21 protein-coding genes are annotated in these 19,169 nt (G+C 62.8%); 10 read left to right on the top strand and 11 right to left on the bottom strand.

Features of this window, described 5'->3' with window-relative positions; translation table 11 throughout:
• Positions 1 to 10: 10 nt before the first annotated feature.
• Positions 11 to 307 carry a hypothetical protein gene (locus tag CK219_RS31705; RefSeq protein WP_095767805.1) on the top strand — a complete coding sequence of 99 codons (297 nt, stop codon included), beginning with the start codon at positions 11 to 13 and terminating at the stop codon, positions 305 to 307.
• Between the two features lie 663 nt (positions 308 to 970).
• Here CK219_RS31705 and CK219_RS16570 read toward each other — a convergent pair.
• A complete protein-coding gene (locus CK219_RS16570) occupies positions 971 to 3,040 on the bottom strand; it encodes an EAL domain-containing protein (protein WP_095767804.1) in 2,070 nt (689 codons plus the stop codon).
• A gap of 287 nt (positions 3,041 to 3,327) precedes the next feature.
• Here CK219_RS16570 and CK219_RS16565 point away from each other — a divergent pair, with 287 nt between their 5' ends.
• From CK219_RS16565 to tdh, 3 genes are read left to right on the top strand one after another with little or no spacing between them, the layout of a single operon-like run.
• Complete coding sequence (locus tag CK219_RS16565; protein ID WP_095767803.1) at positions 3,328 to 4,515, top strand: glycine C-acetyltransferase; 1,188 nt, start codon at positions 3,328 to 3,330, stop codon at positions 4,513 to 4,515.
• A gap of 28 nt (positions 4,516 to 4,543) precedes the next feature.
• Entirely contained in the window at positions 4,544 to 4,987 is a 444-nt protein-coding gene (locus tag CK219_RS16560; RefSeq protein WP_095767802.1) for an SRPBCC family protein, read from the top strand.
• A 46-nt stretch (positions 4,988 to 5,033) separates the two neighbouring features.
• On the top strand, positions 5,034 to 6,068 hold the full coding sequence (gene tdh, locus CK219_RS16555) for an L-threonine 3-dehydrogenase (RefSeq protein WP_095767801.1): 1,035 nt from the start codon (positions 5,034 to 5,036) through the stop codon (positions 6,066 to 6,068).
• A gap of 196 nt (positions 6,069 to 6,264) precedes the next feature.
• Here tdh and CK219_RS16550 read toward each other — a convergent pair whose 3' ends face one another.
• Entirely contained in the window at positions 6,265 to 6,708 is a 444-nt protein-coding gene (locus tag CK219_RS16550; protein WP_095767800.1) for a MarR family transcriptional regulator, read from the bottom strand.
• Positions 6,709 to 6,836: 128 nt separating this feature from the next.
• Between CK219_RS16550 and hmgA the strand changes: the two genes are divergently transcribed.
• The 4 genes from hmgA to CK219_RS16530 are packed head-to-tail and all read left to right on the top strand — an operon-like array spanning position 6,837 to position 10,627.
• Positions 6,837 to 8,150 (top strand): homogentisate 1,2-dioxygenase, encoded by a 1,314-nt coding sequence (gene hmgA / locus CK219_RS16545; protein WP_095767799.1) that lies wholly within the window; start codon positions 6,837 to 6,839, stop codon positions 8,148 to 8,150.
• Positions 8,147 to 9,046, top strand: coding sequence for an MBL fold metallo-hydrolase (locus CK219_RS16540; RefSeq protein ID WP_095767798.1), 900 nt, complete (start codon positions 8,147 to 8,149; stop codon positions 9,044 to 9,046). The genes hmgA and CK219_RS16540 overlap by 4 nt, the downstream gene beginning before the upstream one ends.
• Complete coding sequence (locus CK219_RS16535) at positions 9,043 to 10,056, top strand: fumarylacetoacetate hydrolase family protein (RefSeq protein WP_095767797.1); 1,014 nt, start codon at positions 9,043 to 9,045, stop codon at positions 10,054 to 10,056. The genes CK219_RS16540 and CK219_RS16535 overlap by 4 nt, the downstream gene beginning before the upstream one ends.
• Before the next feature lie 10 nt (positions 10,057 to 10,066).
• Complete coding sequence (locus CK219_RS16530) at positions 10,067 to 10,627, top strand: DinB family protein (protein ID WP_095767796.1); 561 nt, start codon at positions 10,067 to 10,069, stop codon at positions 10,625 to 10,627.
• Here CK219_RS16530 and CK219_RS16525 read toward each other — a convergent pair.
• The 3 genes from CK219_RS16525 to hppD all read right to left on the bottom strand — a co-directional run bounded on the left by CK219_RS16525 (position 10,606) and on the right by hppD (position 12,382).
• Positions 10,606 to 10,980: a type II toxin-antitoxin system VapC family toxin gene (locus CK219_RS16525; protein WP_095767795.1), complete on the bottom strand. Its 375-nt coding sequence runs from the start codon at positions 10,978 to 10,980 to the stop codon at positions 10,606 to 10,608. The two genes, CK219_RS16530 and CK219_RS16525, sit on opposite strands and share 22 nt — an antisense overlap.
• Complete coding sequence (locus CK219_RS16520; RefSeq protein WP_095767794.1) at positions 10,977 to 11,204, bottom strand: type II toxin-antitoxin system prevent-host-death family antitoxin; 228 nt, start codon at positions 11,202 to 11,204, stop codon at positions 10,977 to 10,979. The genes CK219_RS16525 and CK219_RS16520 overlap by 4 nt, the downstream gene beginning before the upstream one ends.
• A gap of 62 nt (positions 11,205 to 11,266) precedes the next feature.
• A complete protein-coding gene (gene hppD / locus CK219_RS16515; RefSeq protein ID WP_095767793.1) occupies positions 11,267 to 12,382 on the bottom strand; it encodes a 4-hydroxyphenylpyruvate dioxygenase in 1,116 nt (371 codons plus the stop codon).
• A 138-nt stretch (positions 12,383 to 12,520) separates the two neighbouring features.
• Between hppD and CK219_RS16510 the strand changes: the two genes are divergently transcribed.
• Positions 12,521 to 12,988, top strand: a complete 468-nt coding sequence (locus CK219_RS16510; RefSeq protein WP_095767792.1) for an Lrp/AsnC family transcriptional regulator — start codon at positions 12,521 to 12,523, stop codon at positions 12,986 to 12,988.
• A gap of 154 nt (positions 12,989 to 13,142) precedes the next feature.
• On the opposite strand, the gene CK219_RS16505 is transcribed toward CK219_RS16510, so the two are convergent.
• The 4 genes from CK219_RS16505 to aztA form a co-directional block, all read right to left on the bottom strand.
• Positions 13,143 to 13,481, bottom strand: a complete 339-nt coding sequence (locus tag CK219_RS16505) for a TIGR01244 family sulfur transferase (protein ID WP_095767791.1) — start codon at positions 13,479 to 13,481, stop codon at positions 13,143 to 13,145.
• A gap of 147 nt (positions 13,482 to 13,628) precedes the next feature.
• Positions 13,629 to 14,570: a zinc ABC transporter substrate-binding protein AztC gene (aztC, locus tag CK219_RS16500; protein ID WP_095767790.1), complete on the bottom strand. Its 942-nt coding sequence runs from the start codon at positions 14,568 to 14,570 to the stop codon at positions 13,629 to 13,631.
• Between the two features lie 34 nt (positions 14,571 to 14,604).
• Positions 14,605 to 15,480 carry a zinc ABC transporter permease AztB gene (aztB, locus tag CK219_RS16495; RefSeq protein ID WP_095767789.1) on the bottom strand — a complete coding sequence of 292 codons (876 nt, stop codon included), beginning with the start codon at positions 15,478 to 15,480 and terminating at the stop codon, positions 14,605 to 14,607.
• A complete protein-coding gene (gene aztA, locus CK219_RS16490; protein WP_095767788.1) occupies positions 15,480 to 16,307 on the bottom strand; it encodes a zinc ABC transporter ATP-binding protein AztA in 828 nt (275 codons plus the stop codon). Before aztA ends, aztB begins: the two co-directional genes overlap by 1 nt.
• A 220-nt stretch (positions 16,308 to 16,527) precedes the next feature.
• Here aztA and CK219_RS16485 point away from each other — a divergent pair, with 220 nt between their 5' ends.
• On the top strand, positions 16,528 to 16,872 hold the full coding sequence (locus CK219_RS16485) for a RidA family protein (protein ID WP_095767787.1): 345 nt from the start codon (positions 16,528 to 16,530) through the stop codon (positions 16,870 to 16,872).
• A 165-nt stretch (positions 16,873 to 17,037) separates the two neighbouring features.
• On the opposite strand, the gene hutC is transcribed toward CK219_RS16485, so the two are convergent.
• Both hutC and CK219_RS16475 read right to left on the bottom strand, forming a co-directional pair.
• On the bottom strand, positions 17,038 to 17,784 hold the full coding sequence (gene hutC, locus CK219_RS16480) for a histidine utilization repressor (RefSeq protein WP_095767786.1): 747 nt from the start codon (positions 17,782 to 17,784) through the stop codon (positions 17,038 to 17,040).
• A gap of 13 nt (positions 17,785 to 17,797) precedes the next feature.
• Positions 17,798 to 19,153 (bottom strand): formimidoylglutamate deiminase, encoded by a 1,356-nt coding sequence (locus CK219_RS16475; RefSeq protein ID WP_095767912.1) that lies wholly within the window; start codon positions 19,151 to 19,153, stop codon positions 17,798 to 17,800.
• Positions 19,154 to 19,169 lie beyond the last annotated feature (16 nt).

Below are 19,169 nucleotides of genomic sequence, written 5' to 3'. Positions count from 1 at the left end.
GTGGCGCAGCTTGAGCGCCGCGATCAACGCCGTCAGTTTCGCCTTGCCGTCAAAAGAGCACGTCGAGGATGTTGCTGGTGCCGTTCAGCGGACCGTCGTCGAAGGTGACTTAATGGTGCGATCGGCGGCCAAGGCCGGCGATGCGATCGACAACAGCAGTGGCAGGATAAGGCGAAGCGGCATCCGCGAGATCCGGTTACGATCTCTCAGGCCGCCATGGCTGAACCGACGTGTCAAGTTGGCTGAACACTGGGTAGTGGGTCAGTTTGAAATTGCTCACTTCGATGAGGCCTTCCAGCGCCTATAATCCGATTATAGATTGTCCTCAAATTTTATTAGAGTATGCTTATATTAGGCACAGAGGGCCCTGCCTCCAATGATGCGGCGTACAAAGCGTCCTAGGGAGGAAAACCATGAGAACCCTTCTTATCGTCACGACGGCACTTGCATTCGCAGCCTCCGCTCCCGCGCTTGCGGACCCTAAAGGCAGCACTACGACAACCACGTCTGAACAGGGACATAGCGGGAACCCGCCAAACAATGACAATGGGACGACCACGACCACCACAACGACCGGACCAAGCGGTCAGATAAACAATGGGAAGCTCGACTGTAACAATTGCGATACGACCACCACGACGACTGGGCCTGGCAACAGCACCAAATAAGAGCGCGGAACTCCGCTTACCGGGGCGCCTTCCCCAACGCGCCCCGCTTTTTTCCCCATCCCGATCGCCGCAGGGCTTACAACATAGCGGCTTGCTTTTTGTAGGGGCCGCGCGCCAGCCGCCTCAGTCGTAGTCCGATATCGCGCCGAAGGTGTAGCCTCGCCGTAGCCTTCATAGGGCGGAGATACCTATGAGGGCTTCGGCCGGCGAAGGCCGGAGCGGAGCGTACTTAACGTACGTGAGCACCGGAAGCGCAGGAAGCCGGCATTTGCAGGTCGGCCTCACCCGAATATCGGCGCATCTCAAGCCAAGCTGCCCTGCAGCACCTTCAGCTTCGTCTTCTTCGGGCTACGCGCCAAAAGCCATTCGCGCGCCTTGTCCTGCGGCATCGGGAAGGCGATGGAATAGCCTTGCACCTGGTCGCAGCCGATCGCCATCAGCGAGTCGAGCTCGGCCTCGGTTTCGGCGCCCTCGGCGACGATCGAGATGCCGAGCCCGCGGGCAAGCTCGGTGATGGCGCGCACGATCTTGGAGTTGTCGCCGTTCTCGTTGATGTTCTGGACGAAGCGGCGGTCGATCTTGAGCCGGTCGATCTCGTTGGGGTTGACGTGGCTGAGCGAGGCATAGCCGGTGCCGAAGTCGTCAAGCTCGAGATGCACGCCGGCGGCGCGGATGTGGCGCAGCTTGGCGGCGATCCCGGTCTTCTCGTCATCGAGGATGACGGATTCCACGATCTCCAGCGCCAGCTTCTGTGGGGGCAGCCCGGCCCGCTCCAGCGTGCCGAACAAGAAGGCGTCGAAATCGAGCTCGCGCAGCTCCGTGCCCGAGACATTGACGGCGATGCGCCCGAAATCGATGCCGGCGCGGTTCCATTCGGCGGCTTCCTCGATCGCTTTGGCGATAACGATGCGGCCGACATCCGGCATGAAGCCGCATTTTTCGGCGACGGGAATGAATTCGCCGGGCGAGATCATACCGCGCGTCGCGTGTTTCCAACGCACCAGCGCCTCGATGCCGCTGATCTTGCCGCTGGTCAGCGATACCTGCGGCTGGAAATAGACCTCAAAACTTTTGTTGGCGATCGCCGTGCGGATGTCCTGTTCGAGCTGCTTGCGGTAGTCGAGCTCGCGGCGCAGTTCCTCGGAGAAGAAGGAGAAGTTGCCGCCGCCGAGCTTCTTGGCGGAATAAAGCGCGAGATCGGCATGGACGAGCAGGTCTTGCGCGTTGTCGGCGTCGACCGGATAGACGGCGATGCCGGCGCTGGCGCCGGGCATGATGGTCGTGCCCTGGAACGTGATCGGCTCGTTGATCTCGCCGAGAATGCGCTTGGCCAGCGCATGGATGTCCTCGGTGCTGCCGGCGCCGTTGAGGATCATGACGAACTCGTCGCCGCCAAGCCGCGCGCACAGATCCGACGCGCGGCAGGAATCGCGCATGCGCTGCGCGGTCACCACCAGCACGTAGTCGCCGGCGGCATGGCCAAGCGTGTCGTTGATCTGCTTGAAGCGGTCGAGATCGAGCTGGATCACCGCCAGGCGCTCGCGGCGGCGGTGAGCGCCTTTGATCAGCGTTTCGAAATGGTCGGTAAGGAAGGTGCGGTTGTGCAGCCCGGTCAGGCCGTCATGCACGGCGATGAAGGCCATCGAGTTGCGCGCGTCGACCAGCTCGCGCGTCTTGCGCAGGATGGCGTTGGACATCGGCCGGAAGATGAACAGCGCCACCAGAACGATCACCCCGAGCGTGGCGAAAAACAGCGTGCGGTGCAAGTCGAGGATGTTGCTGGATTTTTCGTCGGCGAAGGCGCTGATGCGCTGGCCGAGCGCGGCATAGCCGGACATGGTGGCGTTGGCGACGGAAGCGTCGAGGCCGACGCGGTCGCCGCCGCCCTTATAGCCGTCGGTTTGCATGCCGAGCTGCGATCCGAAGGACGAAGCCAGTCGCTCTCCGTTGGCCACCAGGCCGACTGAGAAATAGTCGAGATGGAACGGCTTGCTGAACAGCACGTATTCGATCGACCTGGGATCGTTGCGCGCCGGCGAGAGCGGATCGGCGCCGGTCTCCCTGAGCAGCCGATCGTAGTTGGTCTCGAACTCGCCCGTCGCCTGCTTGAGCGCAGTGACCAGCGCCGGCTGCTTGTCGCGCGAGGCAGCACCCGTGGCGCTGGCCAGGAAGACGATACGCTGCGACAACGCCTTCTGCGTCTGGACGATGTCGAGCAACGCATCGTTGTGCTGTTGCTGCGCCATCAACTGCTGCAGAAGGATGAAGGAGGCGATCACCATGGCGGCGATGATCGTCAGCGCCAGCCAGTAGCCGGTCTTGATGAGCAGGATCAGCTTGCGCGAAACGCTCTGCACTGGCTGCTGCGACATAACTGGGTGACCCCTCCGGTCGACGGATACCTGCCAAGGATTCGTGGCGGGAAAACGATTAACTTGAAAGGGTTAACGGGTCGGCAAGGTGATCGCGGCAGCGCGGAAAAGCTCGCAAGATGGTTATCACGTCCTTTCTTGCACATCTCTTTTTTGATCCTATTGCCGCCACGCCATCGCAGGGATTGCGACCGGGTTTTCGCAGCGCCACCGAAGCGGTCGCTTTTGCGATGGATTTTTCGTGCCCGTAGCGCGACAGTCCGGCCTCGAACCGAACAGGGCCGACCATGAGCAAAGCATTCCTTTCCCATATCGACAGCGAGCTTCAAGGGCTGAAATCGGCCGGACTCTACAAGTCCGAGCGGGTGATCTCCTCGATGCAATCCGCCGAGATCGAGGTCGGCGGCGAAAAGGTGCTGAATTTCTGCGCCAACAACTATCTCGGGCTCGCCGACAGCCCGGATCTGCGCGATGCGGCAAAGCACGCGCTCGACCGCTACGGCTACGGCATGGCCTCGGTGCGCTTCATTTGCGGCACGCAGGAGGAACACAAGCAGCTCGAGGCGACCATCTCCTCATTTCTGGGCATGGACGATACCATCCTCTATTCTTCCTGCTTCGACGCCAATGGCGGCCTGTTCGAAACGCTGCTCGGCGAGGAGGACGCCATCATCTCCGATGCGCTGAACCACGCCTCGATCATCGATGGCGTGCGGCTCTCGAAGGCCAAACGTTTCCGCTACGCCAACAACGACATGGCCGATCTCGAGGCCCGGCTGAAGGAGGCCAAGGACTGCCGGTTCCGGCTGATCGCCACCGACGGCGTGTTCTCGATGGACGGCATCATTGCCAATCTCAAGGGCGTATGCGATCTCGCCGAGAAATACGACGCCATGGTCATGGTCGACGACAGCCATGCGGTCGGCTTCGTCGGCAAGAACGGCCGTGGCTCGGCCGAGCATTGCGGCGTCGAGGGCAGGGTGGACATCATCACGGGCACGCTCGGCAAGGCGCTGGGCGGTGCCTCCGGCGGCTACACGTCGGGCAAAAGCCAAGTGGTCGACTGGCTGCGCCAGCGCTCGCGCCCCTATCTCTTCTCCAACACGCTGATGCCGGCGATCGCAGGCGCCTCGATCAAGGTCTTCGACCTGATCCGCCATGGCGACGCGTTGCGCGAGCGCCTATATGCCAATGCGGACCGGTTCCGTTCCAGGATGGGCAAGCTCGGCTTCACGCTGGCTGGCGCCGATCATCCGATCATCCCGGTGATGCTGGGCGATGCGGCGCTGGCGCAGGAGATGGCGCAGCGCATGCTGAAGCGCGGCATCTATGTCATCGGTTTCTCCTTTCCGGTGGTACCGAAGGGCCAGGCGCGCATCCGCACGCAGATGTCTGCCGCCCATTCCAGCGCCGACATCGACCGTGCGGTCGCGGCCTTCGGCGACGTGGGAAAAGAACTGGGTGTAATCGCTTGACCCACGCCGAGGAAAACAGAAGTCGGCCATGACGATCGATGTCACGAGCAGGATCGAGATCGCCAGGCCCCGCGCGGTCGTCGCCGCCTTTTCCGCCGATCCGGACAACGTGCCCCGCTGGTACGTCAATATCAAATCGGTCGAATGGAAGACGCCCCGACCGGTCCAGGTAGGATCGAGAATTGCATTCGTAGCGCAGTTCCTCGGACAGCGGCTTGTTTACACCTACGAAATTGTAGATCTCGTGCAGGGCGAGCGGCTGGTGATGCGAACCGCCGAAGGACCGTTTCCCATGGAAACGAGTTATGCATGGCGCGATACCCGAGAAGGCGCTACCCATATGGCGCTCCGGAACCGCGGTACCCCGACAGGCTTTTCCCGTCTTGTGGCGCCGTTTATCGCCCTGGCCGTTCGGCGTTCGACCGATCGAGACTTGCTCCGGCTGAAGAACATTCTGGAGGCGGCGCACTGATGAAACCGATCCCATCGAGACAGGCAAGATTTTTGAGGAGCGTCTGATGTCGAACATGATGAAGGCGCTGGTGAAGGCCAAGGCCGAGCCGGGCATCTGGATGGAAGAGGTGCCGGTGCCGGAGATCGGCCCCAACGACGTGCTGATCAAGGTCAAGAAGACCGCGATCTGCGGCACCGACGTCCATATCTACAATTGGGACCAGTGGGCGCAGAAGACGGTGCCCGTGCCGATGGTGACGGGCCACGAATTCGTCGGCACGGTCGCTGATTTCGGCTCCGCGGTCACCGAATACAAGGTCGGCCAGCGCGTGTCGGGCGAAGGCCACATTGTCTGCGGCCATTGCCGCAACTGCCGCGCCGGGCGAGGGCATCTCTGCCGCAACACGCTCGGCGTCGGCGTCAACCGTCCCGGCGCCTTCGGCGAGTATGTGGCCATACCGCAGCACAATGTCGTGCCGATCCCCGACGACGTGCCGGACGAGATCGCCGCGATCTTCGATCCGCTGGGCAATGCCGTGCACACAGCCTTGTCCTTTGATCTGGTCGGCGAGGACGTGCTGGTCACCGGCGCCGGGCCGATCGGCATCATGGGTGCGCTGGTGGCGCAATGCGTCGGCGCGCGAAAGGTCGTCATCACCGATATCAACCCGGTCCGGCTGGATCTGGCGCGAAAACTCGGTGTCCAGCATGTCGTCGACGCCTCGAAGGAAAAGCTGCGCGATGTGATGCCGTCGATCGGCATGAGCGAGGGTTTCGACGTCGGGCTGGAGATGTCAGGCGCGGCCCCTGCCTTTCGCGACATGATCGACACCATGAACAATGGCGGCAAGATCGCCATCCTCGGCATCGCGCCGACCGGCTTCGAGATCGACTGGAACAAGGTCATCTTCAAGATGCTGCATCTCAAAGGCATCTACGGCCGCGAGATGTTCGAGACCTGGTACAAGATGATCGCCCTGGTGCAAGGCCCACTGGATGTCTCGGGGCTGATCACCCATCGCATCGGGATCGACGATTTCCAGGTGGGGTTCGATGCGATGCGGAGTGGGAGTTCTGGGAAGGTTGTGATGGATTGGTGAGAGCCTCTGGAGAGATGTCGAGTTCCTCTCTGTCCTGCCGGACATCTCCCCCTCAAGGAGGGAGATCAGCCGTCACATCGGCCTTCGCCAATCGCGGACCTTGCAAGACGAGCGCCGTCGCCAAAGCTGCCAATCTCCCCCAAGAGGGGGAGATGTCCGGCAGGACAGAGGGGGCGCTGTCCCGCCGGCCTCTCATCTACTTTCTCTCCAAAGTCCCTTCCAAAGCCGCCACCCCCCTGGCAATCGCCACCCGCTCCTCCACACTCAGCTTCCCCAGCAACTCCCTTTCAAACGCCTTCGCCAGCGGCACCATTTCGCGATAGGCGGCTAAACCCGTCTTGGTCAGGGCGAGGTGTTCGACGCGGCGATCATTCTCATCCGGCTTCCGCGTCAACCACCTACGCCGTTCCAACTCCGCCACCGCCCGCGACACCTTCGTCTTGTGCATGGCCGACTGTTCACCGAGTTCGGTCGCCGTCATCGTGCCCCGCTCGCCAAGCCCCGACAGCGTGCGCCATTCGGGTCGCGTCAGACCGTGACGCTCCTTGTAGATCCGCGAAAATTCGCGGCTGACGGTGTCGGCAAGCCGGTAGAGCCGGTAGGGCAGGAAGCTTTCCAGTTCAAGGATATCCGGTTCCATGAAGCGCTCCGGGATGCACCGTGGCCGTTGATAGTTACATTTTCAATGGTTACAAATGAAACCAGTTTGGTCAACATCGCCTGCAGGCCAAATTCTTGAAGCTTGCAAGTCGGATCAGGGAGGATCGGATGGGCTTTTCCTACATGCCGGGTTTCGGCAATGATTTCGAAACCGAGACGCTGCCCGGATCGCTGCCGCAGGGCCGCAACTCGCCGCAGCGGCCGGCCTACGGCCTCTATGCCGAGCAGCTTTCGGGCTCGCCCTTCACCGCGCCGCGCGGCACCAACGAGCGCTCCTGGCTTTATCGAATTCGCCCGAGCGTAAAGCACACCGGCCGATTCAAGGGCGCCAGCTACCCCTTGTGGAAGACCGGGCCTAATATCGGCGACCACGAGCTCGCGCTCGGCCAATACCGCTGGAACCCGACGCCGATGCCGACCGAGCCGACCGACTTCATTTCCGGCATGCGGACCTTCACCACGGCCGGCGATGCGGTCGGCCAGTCGGGCATGGCGGCGCATGTCTATGTCGCCAACCGGTCGATGGTGGACGACCATTTCTTCAACGCCGACGGCGAATTGCTGGTCGTGCCGCAGGTGGGCGCGCTGCGCTTCGTGACCGAGATGGGGGTGATCGAGCTTCGCCCCGGCGAGATCGCGGTGCTGCCGCGCGGCCTCGTCTTCAAGGTCGAGCTCGCCGACAAGGAGGCGCGCGGCTATGTCTGCGAGAATTACGGCGCCAAGTTCACCATGCCCGACCGCGGCCCGATCGGCGCCAATTGCCTGGCCAATCCGCGCGATTTCAAAACGCCCTGCGCCTGGTTCGAGGAGAAGGAGACGCCCTGCCGGCTGATCGTCAAATGGTGCGGCGCCTTCCACGTTACCGAACTCGGCCATTCGCCGCTCGACGTCGTCGCCTGGCATGGCAACTACGCGCCCTACAAATATGATCTGGCGACGTTTTCGCCCGTCGGCGCCATCCTGTTCGACCACCCCGATCCATCGATCTTTACCGTGCTGACGGCGCCGAGCGGCGAGGAGGGCACGGCCAATGTCGATTTCGTCATCTTCCCGCCGCGCTGGCTGGTGGCCGAAAACACGTTTCGGCCGCCCTGGTACCATCGCAACATCATGAGCGAGTTCATGGGCCTGATCCATGGCCAGTACGACGCCAAAGAGGAAGGTTTCGTGCCCGGCGGCATCAGCCTGCACAACCAGATGCTGGCGCATGGGCCGGACGCTTCCGGCTTCGAGAAGGCGACGCACGCCGACCTGAAGCCGGTCAAGCTCGACAACACCATGGCCTTCATGTTCGAGACGCGCTTTCCGCAGATGCTGACGCGCTACGCCGCCGAGCTCGGCACCTTGCAGGAGAACTACATCGACTGCTGGGCCGACCTGAAGAAGCGTTTCAACGGCACTCCGGAAGGCGACTGGTCTTGAGCACCGAAAACGTGGATCGGCTCGTCCTGCTCGGCTCCAAGGGTGGCCCGGCAGTCCGGTCGGGCGGACCCTGGCCGAGTTCGTCGCTGCTTGAAATCGGCGGGCGCACCATCGTCGTCGATTGCGGGCTTGGCGTCACGCGTGCGCTGACTGATGCCGGCGTCAGCCTGAACGCGCTCGACCTGATCTTCGTCACGCACCTTCATTCGGACCACGTTCTGGAACTCGGGCCGCTGATCCACACCGCCTGGACGGCGGGGCTGGCGACGCCGGTGACCGTTTTTGGCCCACCCGGCACGGGGTACTACTGGCAATGCTTCTGCCAGGCGATGGAGTTCGACATCGAGATCCGCATCATCGACGAAGGCAGGCCGGACATCCGCGACCTGATCACGGTCGAGGAGTTCGGCGAAGGGGCGGTTCTGGACGAGCGAGGTCTGACGGTGGCTGCGTTGCGCGTCGACCATCCGCCGGTCACCGACTGCTTTGCGCTGCGTTTCGAGCAGAGCGGCAAGAGCGTCGTGTTTTCCGCCGACACTGCCTTCTTTCCGCCACTGGCTGAGTTTGCCAAAGCTGCCGACATCCTTGTCCATGAGGCGATGCTGGAGGAAGGCGTGGAGCGACTGGTCGCCCGGACTGGCAACGGCGCGCGGCTGCGCGAGCATCTCCTAGCCAGCCACAGTTTTGCCGACGAAGCAGGCCGCATCGCCAGCGATGCCGGGGTGACGCGGCTGGTGCTCAACCATCTCATTCCAGCCGACGATCCGGCGATCGGCGAGGACGACTGGATCGACGCCGTCAGGAAAACTTGGTCCGGCGACTTGACGATTGCCCGCGACGGCCTTGTTGTGGGGCTAGGCGGTCAGAAGGCCGCTTCAGGAGAGGAAACCGCATGAAGCTTGCCACATTGAAGAACGGGACGCGCGACGGAAAACTGGTCGTCGTCTCGCGCGATCTGACGCGGTTCACCGACGCTTCCTTCCTGGTGCCGACGCTGCAGGCTGCGCTCGACGATTGGCGCCGCATTGCGCCGCATCTGGCGGCCATGGCCGAATCGCTTGAGACCAACGCGGTTCCCTCGGCGCGTTTCCATGAGCACGACGCGCATTCCCCGCTGCCGCGCGCCTATCAATGGGCGGACGGCTCCGCCTATGTGAACCATGTCGAGCTGGTGCGGAAGGCACGCGGCGCGGAGATGCCGGCAAGCTTCTGGACCGACCCGCTGATCTACCAGGGCGGCTCGGACTCCTTCATTGCGCCGCGCGACCCGATCCGCATGGCCGACGAGGCCTTCGGCATCGACATGGAAGCCGAGGTCGCGGTCGTCGTCGACGATGTGCCGATGGGCGCCAGTCTGGAACAAGCGAAGGAGGCAATCCGCCTCATTATGCTGGTCAACGACGTCACGCTGCGCGCCATCACCGGGCCGGAACTGGCCAAAGGCTTCGGCTTCTTCCAGTCGAAACCTTCGTCGGCCTTCTCGCCAGTCGCGGTCACGCCCGACGAACTGGGCGATGCCTGGGACGGCGGCAAGGTCAATCTCTCGCTGCTGGTCGACGTCAACGGCAAGCCGTTCGGCCGCGCCAATGCCGGCGTCGACATGACCTTCGATTTCCCGACGCTGATCGCGCATGCCGCAAAGACCCGGCCGCTCGCCGCCGGAACCATCATCGGCTCCGGAACCGTCTCCAACAAGCTGAACGGTGGGCCGGGCAAACCCGTCTCGGCCGGCGGCGCCGGCTATTCCTGCATCGCCGAGCTGCGCATGATCGAAACCCTCGAGTCCGGCGAACCGAAAACGCCCTTCCTGCGTTTTGGCGACACCGTGCGCATCGAGATGAAGGACAAGGCCGGCCATTCGATCTTCGGCGCCATCGAGCAGAAGGTCGAGAAATACGGGGGGTGAGAACCCGACGGTGACCTTGCTCGAGCACCTGCGCCGCATGGCCCGCAACAATCTGTGGTCGAACGACCGGCTCTACCGCGCGGTGCTCGCGCTCAAGCCCGGCGAGTTCGAGGCCGGGCGCGTCAGCTTCTTCCCTTCGATCAGGGAGGCGCTCAATCACATCTTGGCGGTCGACCTTCTCTATTTCGACTTCCTGACCGATGGCGGCATGGGTGCCGCGGCTTACGACGACTTCATACCGTTAGACGCCGCCGCAAGCCTGGCAGCGGCACAGGCTGATTTCGACCGCAAGCTCATCGCTTTCTGCGACGGCCTGTCGGAAGCCGATCCCGACCGGCGCGTCGTCACCGACCGGCGCGAGGACGGCATGATCCCCGAACGGATCGGCGACATTCTCGCCCACGTCTTCCTGCACGACATCCACCACCGCGGGCAGGTGCATGCCATGCTTTCCGGCACTTCCGTTCCGCCACCGCAATTGGACGAGTTCCTGCTCGAGTACGACCTGAAGCTGAGGAAAGAAGAGGTCGAACGGTTGGGACTGGATGATCAGACCAAGGCAACGTCGTAGGCTGCGAAGTGCCGATCCGCAGTGACCATCGTCAGATCTTCAATTTGAGCCTGCGCGATGAGTAGACGGTCGAATGGATCACGATGATGAAGCGGCAGATGCTCAAGCCTCGCTGCGTGCAATTCATTGACGCCGAGGATCGGAATGCCGTTCGACTTCAAGATCTCCACGATATTGCCTGTGAGCGTGACTTTGCCGAGCGATTTCTTGATGGCGATCTCCGCCACCGAGATGGCGCTGACGACCACATCCTCACTCGCAAGAAAGATGTCCCGATGATGGTCCGAAAGGCGTGAATCCGCGTTGAGTACCCAGAGTAGAATATGGGTATCGACCAGATATTTGCGGCTCATTTGATGTACTCGTCCCATTCGGGGCCGAGTTCATCAAAATCATCCGATATCCAAATTTGGCCTTTCAGGGCTCCAAACAGACCCTTGCTCCCCGCAGGCCGGGCAGGGGCGCTCAAGGTTGCCACAATCTCCCCGTGCCGGGTCAGATTGATCTTTTCGCCGGCCTGGGCCCGCTTCACCAACTCGGCGAGTTGGGCCTTTGCTTTTGCCATCGGAACGTTCATTGCCAACCTCTTATGACCAGAATTTAGGTCATAATTGGTCCGGCCGCAAGTAAGCTCAGGCGTTACGCCGCCTTGCCGTCCAGCTTGATCACGCCGCGCTTGATCTGGTCCTGCTCGATCGATTCGAAGAGCGCGCGGAAATTGCCTTCGCCAAAACCTTCATCGCCCTTGCGCTGGATGAACTCGAAGAAGATCGGGCCGATCACGGTTTTGGAGAAGATCTGCAGCAGGATCTTGGTCGTACCGCCGTCGACCACGCCTTCGCCGTCGATCAGGATGCCGTGCTTTTTCATGCGCTCGATCGGCTCGTCGTGGCCGTGCACCCGCTCATGCGACATCTCATAATAAGTGTCGGGCGGGCCGGGCATGAATTTCAGCCCGTTGGCGGCGAGCTTGTCGGTGGCCTCGTAGATCGCATCGGTGCCGACCGCGATGTGCTGGATGCCCTCGCCATTGTACTTCTTCAGATACTCGGCGATCTGGCTGGTCTCGTCCTTGGACTCGTTCAGCGGAATGCGGATCTTGCCGCAGGGCGAGGTGATGGCGCGGCTGACCAGGCCGGTGATCTTGCCGTCGATGTCGAAGAAATGGATCTGCTTGAAACCGAACAGGTCGCGATAGAAATCCCACCACTTGTCCATGTTGCCGCGATAGACATTGTGGGTGAGGTGGTCGAGATAATAGAAGCCGACGCCTTCGGGCTTGGGGTCGCGCTCGCCCAGCCATTCGAACTCGGCGTCATAGGCCGAGCCTTTCTCGCCATAGGCTTCGATGAAATAAAGCAGCGAGCCGCCGATGCCGACGATGGCCGGCACGTCCAGTGCCTTGTCGGTGCCTTCATAGGGCGTGGCGCCCTTTGAGACGGCATGGTTGAAGGCATGTTTGGCATCGACCACGCGCCACGCCATCGAGGCAGCGCAGGGGCCGTGCTTTTCGACGAACTTCATCGCATGCGAGCCGGGCTCGGCATTGACGACATAATTGATGTCGCCCTGGCGCCAGACGGTGATGTCCTTGCTGCGATGCTTGGCCACCGCGACATAGCCCATGCGGGCAAAGAGCTCGGCGAGTTTTGCCGGCTCTGAATGCGCGAACTCGACGAATTCGAAGCCGTCGGTGCCGGCGGGGTTTTGCTTGCTGATCCTGGCGGGCGGGGCGTCGTGCGGGAACGGGCCCATGGCAGTCCTCCGAAAGCTGTTGCGGCCAAGCTTGGCCATCTTTCGCCATAATAGCGCGGAGCAGCCGCACGGTGCTTGCATTCAACCGCCTGAAATGGTCATCATGTGCGCAAATTATGCATGAATGGAGGATTGCTCGTGGATGATACGCGTCTCGATCAATTTGACCGCAAGATAATGGCGCTTCTGCAGGAGGATGCACGCTATACCAACAATGACCTTTCGGAGCGCGTGAACCTCTCGCCCTCGCAATGCTCGCGCCGCCGCCAGCGGCTGGAGGATGATGGCTACATCAAAGGATACCGTGCCGTGCTCGACCGCGACCGTCTTGGCTTTTCGCTGGTCAACGTCATCTCGGTGACTTTAGCCACCCACAACCGCGACAATGCCCGCCGCTTCGGCGAGCTGGTGGCCCGCCTGCCCGAGGTGCAGGAGGCGCACGCGCTAACCGGCGAGATGGATTACATCCTGAAGGTGGTGACGCCCGACCTCAAGTCACTGTCCGAGTTCGTCAACGGCGTGCTCCTGCCGCACGAATCCGTGCAGCATGTGAAGACCGCGATCGTGCTGGAGACGCTGAAGGAAACCGGCGCGCTGCCGATTTAAAGTGTGCCGATATTCAGGTGAGGCCGGCCTGCAAATGCGGCTTCCTGCGCTTCCGGTGCTCACGTACTTTAAGTACGCTCCGCTCCGGTTCTCGGAAGCCACGATTTTCGGCTCGGCCTGACCTGAATCTCAGCACACTTTCGCGGCAAATCCGTCACCCCCGCTGCTGCTGGATCAGCCCATAGAGGTTGGTGCAGCGTGCGCCTGAGCGGCAATAGGCGAACACCGGGCCTTCCAGCTCGTCGAGCGCAGCGGCCTGGTCCTCGACATTGTCCATGGTGATCTGGCCGCTGATCACCGGAATGTAGCGGAAGGCAAGCCCGGCCGCCTCGGCCGCGGCCTGAACGCTTCCGGCCGAAGGCTGGCCCGGCTGCTCGTCGTCCGGCCGGTTGCAGATCACGCTTTTGAAGCCTGCGTCCTTGATGGCGGCGATATCCTGCGGCTGGATCTGGCCGGAGACCGAATAGTCATCGCTGATCTGGCGGTATTCCATGATGTGGTCCTCGCAATCTCTTTGGCGGCAGTCATGCCACTCCGGGGCATGAGCGGCAATCCGTGCCAGCGGATTTCTCTGCCAAATAGAGAGTGAGGGCCGGAAAATCCAACCGGGCCGATCCTGGTCCGGTTGGATGTTGGCCGCTCAGCTGCCGAGGATCGCGCCTTTGATCTGCGTAATGTTGTTGCGCATCATGTCGACATAGGTCGAGGCCGGTCCATCGGACCCCGACAGCGCATCCGAATAGAGCGTGCCGCCGACCTTGATGCCGGTCTCGCCGGCGATCTGCTCGATGAGCCGCGGATTGGTGATGTTTTCCACGAAGATCGCCGCCGCCTTGTCCTGCTTCACTTGGCTAACCAGCTTGGCGACATCGGCCGCCGAGGGCTCGGATTCGGTCGAGATGCCTTCCGGCGCGAGGAAGGTCAGGCCGTATTCGTGCTCGAAATAGCCGAAAGCATCATGCGAGGTGATGACGACGCGCTTGGCTTGGGGGATCGACTGGATCGCCGCCTTCACTTCGCCCTCCAGCCCATCGAGCTTGGCAGTATAGGCGGCGGCGTTGGCCTTGTAGCTGTCGCAGCCTGCGCTGTCGGCCGCGCAGAAAGCGTCGGCAATGTTTTTCACATAGATCTTGGCGTTGGCGATCGACTGGAAGGCGTGCGGATCCGTGACCGTCTTGCCGCTTCCGGTGCCGGCCCCTTCTGCGGCATCTGCGTCGGCGAATTCCGGCTTGAAGTCGATCGGGGTGACCCCCTTGGTCAGAGTCACGATCGCGGCCTTGGTGGCGCTGGCATCGACCAGGCGCTGGAGAAAACCTTCGAAATGCAGGCCGTTGACCAGCACGACATCGGCTTTGGCCATTGCTACCGCATCGGCCGGGCTCGGCTCATAGACATGCGCGTCGCCGTCCGGCCCGACAATGGTGGTGATGTTGACCCGGTCGCCGCCGACATTTTTCGCAAAGTCGGCAATCACGGTGAAGCTCGCCACGACCTTGAGCGGCGCCGCGAAGGCGGACGATGTTGCGAAGGCGCTTAATGTTATAACGCTCAACGCCAGGGCGGCTCGGAAGGATTTCAGCATTGGCAACGTCTCCTTTAAGGGGTGGGAATGAGGGTCAGGCGGTGCGGTGCCGGTGATGCACGATGCGGGCGCGCAGCACGCCGCGCGTGCCGAACAGGATCGAGCAGAAATAGACGACGCCGGCCGAAAGGATGATCGCCGGGCCGGAAGGCAGCGAGGCGTGATAGGACAGAAGCAGCCCGGCGACGCAGGAGGCGAAGCCGATCAGCACGGCGAACGCGCACATCGGCTCCACGCGCGCCGTCCAGAAGCGGGCCGCGGCGGCAGGCAGCATCATCAGTCCGACCGACAGCAGCGTGCCCAACGCCTGGAAGCCGCCGACGAGGTTGAGCACGACAAGGCCCAAGAAAATGAAATGCACCGGGCTGCCCATGCGGCTCACCGAGCGCAGGAACAGCGGGTCGAGGCACTCGGCGACAAGCGCGCGCCAGAAGATGGCGAGACAGGCGAGCGTCACCGCCACGATTCCGCCGATCAGGATGAGCGCCTCATCGTTGAGCGCCAGCACCGTGCCGAACAGCACATGCATCAGGTCGACGCTGGAGCCGCGGATCGACACCATCAGCACGCCGACGGCCAGCGAGATGAGGTAGAAGGCCGCCATCGAGGCGTCCTCGCGCTGGATGGTGAAGCGAGAGACGGCACCCGCGCCGAGCGCCACGATGATGCCGGCGATCAGCCCGCCGATGGTCATCGGCAGGATTTCGAGGCCATAAAGCAGGAAGCCGGCGGCAGCGCCGGGCAGGATGGCATGCGCCATCGCGTCGCCCGACAGGCTCATGCGCCTGAGCATCAGGAAGACGCCGACCGGGCAGGCGCCGAGCGACAGCATCAGCGAGCCGAACAGCGCCCGCTGCATAAAGGCGAAGTCGGCGAAGGGCGCGATGAACAGGCCGTAGAGGAAATCCATCATGCCGCCCTCGGTCCGGAGCCGTGATGATGGTCGTGTCGGTGGTCATGCCCTTGATCATGATCGTGCGCGCGATCATGGCTGTGTTCATGCTCACTCGGCTCGCACCACGGCGCGTTTTCTTCCCACGCCTCGTGGAAGCGCCTTGCCTTGAGCAGATTTTCCGGCCGCAGCGTGTCCTTGGTGTCGCCCCAGGCGACAGGCTGGCGGGCAAGCAGCAGCGTCTCCGGGAAATTCTGCCGCACCAGGTCGAGGTCGTGAATCACGACCATGATCGTGCGCTCCTCGCCATGCCAGCGCTTTATCAACTGGATGAGATCGCCCACCGTCTTGGAGTCGACCGCGTTGAACGGCTCGTCGAGCAGTATGAGGTCGGCGTCCTGCAGAAGCACGCGGGCAAACAGCGTGCGCTGCAACTGGCCGCCGGACAGCGTATCGATCGGCCGCTTCTCGAAGCCGCCGAGCCCGACCGCCATCAGCGCCTTGCTGACGGATTCTCGGTCCTCTTTGGTGTAGCGCCCGAGCATGCCGCGCTTTGGCCATAGGCCGAGCGAGACCAGATCGACGACGCGCGCCGGAAAGGAGCGATCGAGCTCCGACTGCTGTGGAAGATAGGCGGTGCGGACACCCGGCATGCGGACCACCGCGCCTTGCATCGGCTTCAGCACGCCGACGATGCCCTTCATCAGCGTCGATTTGCCCGAGCCGTTGGCGCCGACCACCGCGGTCAGCGAACCTTTGCGGACGGTGCCGTTCAAATGATGGATGGCCGCGTGGCTGTTGTAGCCCAGCGTCAGGTCGCGGAAAGTCAGGCAGGCATTGGTCATCGGGCGGCGGTCCGCGAAATCGAGTGAGCTGTCGATATGTGATGTTATTACATTAGTCAACACGCCAGGCTGGCGCAATTGTGTCACGACCGGTCAACTCGCCGTGTAGGTGGGCGGCAGAGATCGGACACTTGGCTCAATTGGTTTCGCGTCCGCCGGCCTTGCCCCGCGTCCGCCCGGACTCTAAAGAGCAGCGACCCCCATAACGAAGGAACCTCCAATGAGCATTCGTCGCATCGATGTCGGCCCGCGCATGAGCCAGATCGTCATCCATGGCAACACCGTCTATCTGGCCGGCCAGGTCGGCGAGCCCGGCGGCAACGTCGCCTCGCAGACCCGCGACATCCTCAAGACCGTCGACGAATTGCTCGCCAAGGCCGGCACCGACAAGACCAAGATCGTCCAGGCGATCATCTGGCTTGCCGACATGGGCACCTTCGCCGAAATGAATTCGGAATGGGACAAGTGGGTGCCGCAAGGCCATACCCCGGCGCGCGCCACCGGCGAGGCCAAGCTCGCCGCCCCGGAATATCTGGTCGAGATTATTGTGACTGCGGCGATCTGAGGCGCCGACTTTCCCTTCTCCCCTTGTGGGAGAAGGTGGCCGTGAAGCGGCCGGATGAGGGGTGCTCCAGGGAATGCCAGCGTCTCACTCCGCTGGAACACCCCTCATCCGTCTCGGCGCTGCGCGCCGATCCACCTTCTCCCGCAAGGGGAGAAGGAGAAGAGCTCACCCCTGCGACGGGGTAAACCGCGCCACCAGCGTGTGGCTCTCCGCCGGATAGATGAACCGTACATGGGTCACCGGATGCTCGGCGCTCCAGGTGCGGCGTTCGACCACCAGGCAGGGCGCGCCCACGTCGATGTCTAGCGCATCGGCGATCATCTCGTCGGCGGCCATGGCGCGGATGCGGTGCTCGGCCTCGCTCCACGGAACGCGGCCGATCAGCCACGGGCCCGGCGCGATGTCGAGAAATTCCTCCTCGGCTGCCTCGGCCACCGCTGAAAGATTGATCAGCCGCTGCTCTAGCGCGAACGGCCGTTCGCCGGCAAAATGCAGGCCCTCCAGCGCGAGCACCGGACCTGATTGGGAGAGCCCGAGCAGCGCACGGTCTTCGGTGCCACTGCGCCGCTTCAGGCGTTCCAGCCGCTTATAGCGATAGGGCAGGCCGAGCGCCTCGACCTCGATTCTGATGTCATGCAGCTCAAGCACCGCCGCTTGCGACTGCGGCTGGCGCACGAAACTACCGGAGCGGCGGCGGCGCTCGATCAGCCCGGCCTTGGCCAACTGCGACAGCGCCTTGTTCACCGTCATGCGCGAGCAATTGTAGTGATCCGTCAGCTCGTGCTCGAAGGGGATGCGATGGCCCGGCGCCCAGGCGCCCGACAGGATCTTTTCGCGGATATCCGACAGGATGCGTTGATGCAGCGAGAGGATCTCGCCGCCTTCGATGTCATCTATCTCGACAAGGCTCATCGGATGTTCCTGTTCAGCCCTGCGACAATGCGGTCATGACTTCGCGGAACCGCTTGGCAACCGCCTCGCGCTTGGCATGTCTGCCGCCGCTGACCTGCTTCTTGCCATGCACCCAAACGCAATCGACCTTGCTGCCGTTGGCGAAAATCCAGGTGTCGAGGATCGCGTCGCCAGCCTTGCCGGCAACCGAAGGATGGCCAGCGTCGAGCGAGACCAAATCGGCGGGGCAGCCGGCGGCAATTTGCGCCGGACCGGCGCCGAGCGCCTGGCTGCCGCCGTCGAGCGAGGCGTCGAACAGGGCGCGCCCCGTCGAGCCGCCGGTGCGGGCCAGCACATTGCGGGCGCGATGGGCGAGGCGCTGCGAATATTCGAGCTGCCGAAGCTCGTCCGACAGGCCGATCAGCACATTGGAGTCGGAGCCGACGCCAAAGCGGCCGCCATGCTCGATGAACAGTGGCGCCGCGAACGTACCGTCGCCGAGATTGGCTTCGGTGATCGGACAGAGTCCGGCGACGGCGCCGGTCCGGGCCATGGCAATCGTCTCGGCTTCGGTCATATGGGTGGCGTGGATCAGGCACCAGCGCTTGTCGACTTTGGCGTTGGCCAGCAGGAATTCGACCGGACGCTTGCCCGACCAGGCGACGCAGTCCTCGACTTCCTTCATCTGCTCGGCGACATGGATGTGGATCGGGCCGTCCGGCGCCATCGCGGCGACCGCATCGAGTTCGTCCGGCGTTGCGGCGCGCAGGCTGTGCGGCGCAACGCCGACGACGGCCTGCTCCAGCGAATGAACCGCCTCGCGGCTTTTCTCAAGCAGACGTCCGAAGCGCTCGACATCATTGATGAATCGCCGCTGGCCTTCGTTGGGCGCGGCGCCGCCGAAGGCGGAATGGGCATAGAAGACCGGCAACAGTGTCAGGCCAATGCCGGTATCTGCGGCGGCAGCCGCGATCCGCTCCGCCATTTCGGCGATATTGGCGTAAGGCTTTCCGTCGCGATCATGGTGGAGGTAATGGAACTCGCCGACGCGCGAAAAGCCGGCCTCCAGCATTTCGACATAGAGCTGCGCCGCCACAGCCTCGACCTGGTCCGGCGTCATCGACAGCGCGAAGCGGTACATCACTTCGCGCCAGCTCCAGAAACTGTCGGCCGAAGGTCCGCGCAATTCGGCCAGACCCGCCATGCCGCGCTGGAAGGCGTGGCTGTGCAAATTGGGCATGCCGGGCATGACGATGGCATGGCGCTCGTCGCCGGCTTGCACGGAGGCGCTGGCCCCGACCTTCGAGATGCGGCCGCCGTCGAAAGCGATCCTCACATTGCTTTGCCAGCCCTCGGGCAGAAGCGCCTGTTCCGCAAAGATCGCCGTCACCTGCGTCTCCAAATCT

Origin of the sequence: Mesorhizobium sp. WSM4313 (assembly GCF_002294725.1) — a bacterium.
Lineage (GTDB): Bacteria > Pseudomonadota > Alphaproteobacteria > Rhizobiales > Rhizobiaceae > Mesorhizobium.
Note: the sequence above shows the minus strand (reverse complement) of the source record. Positions and strands in the feature narration are given on the sequence as shown.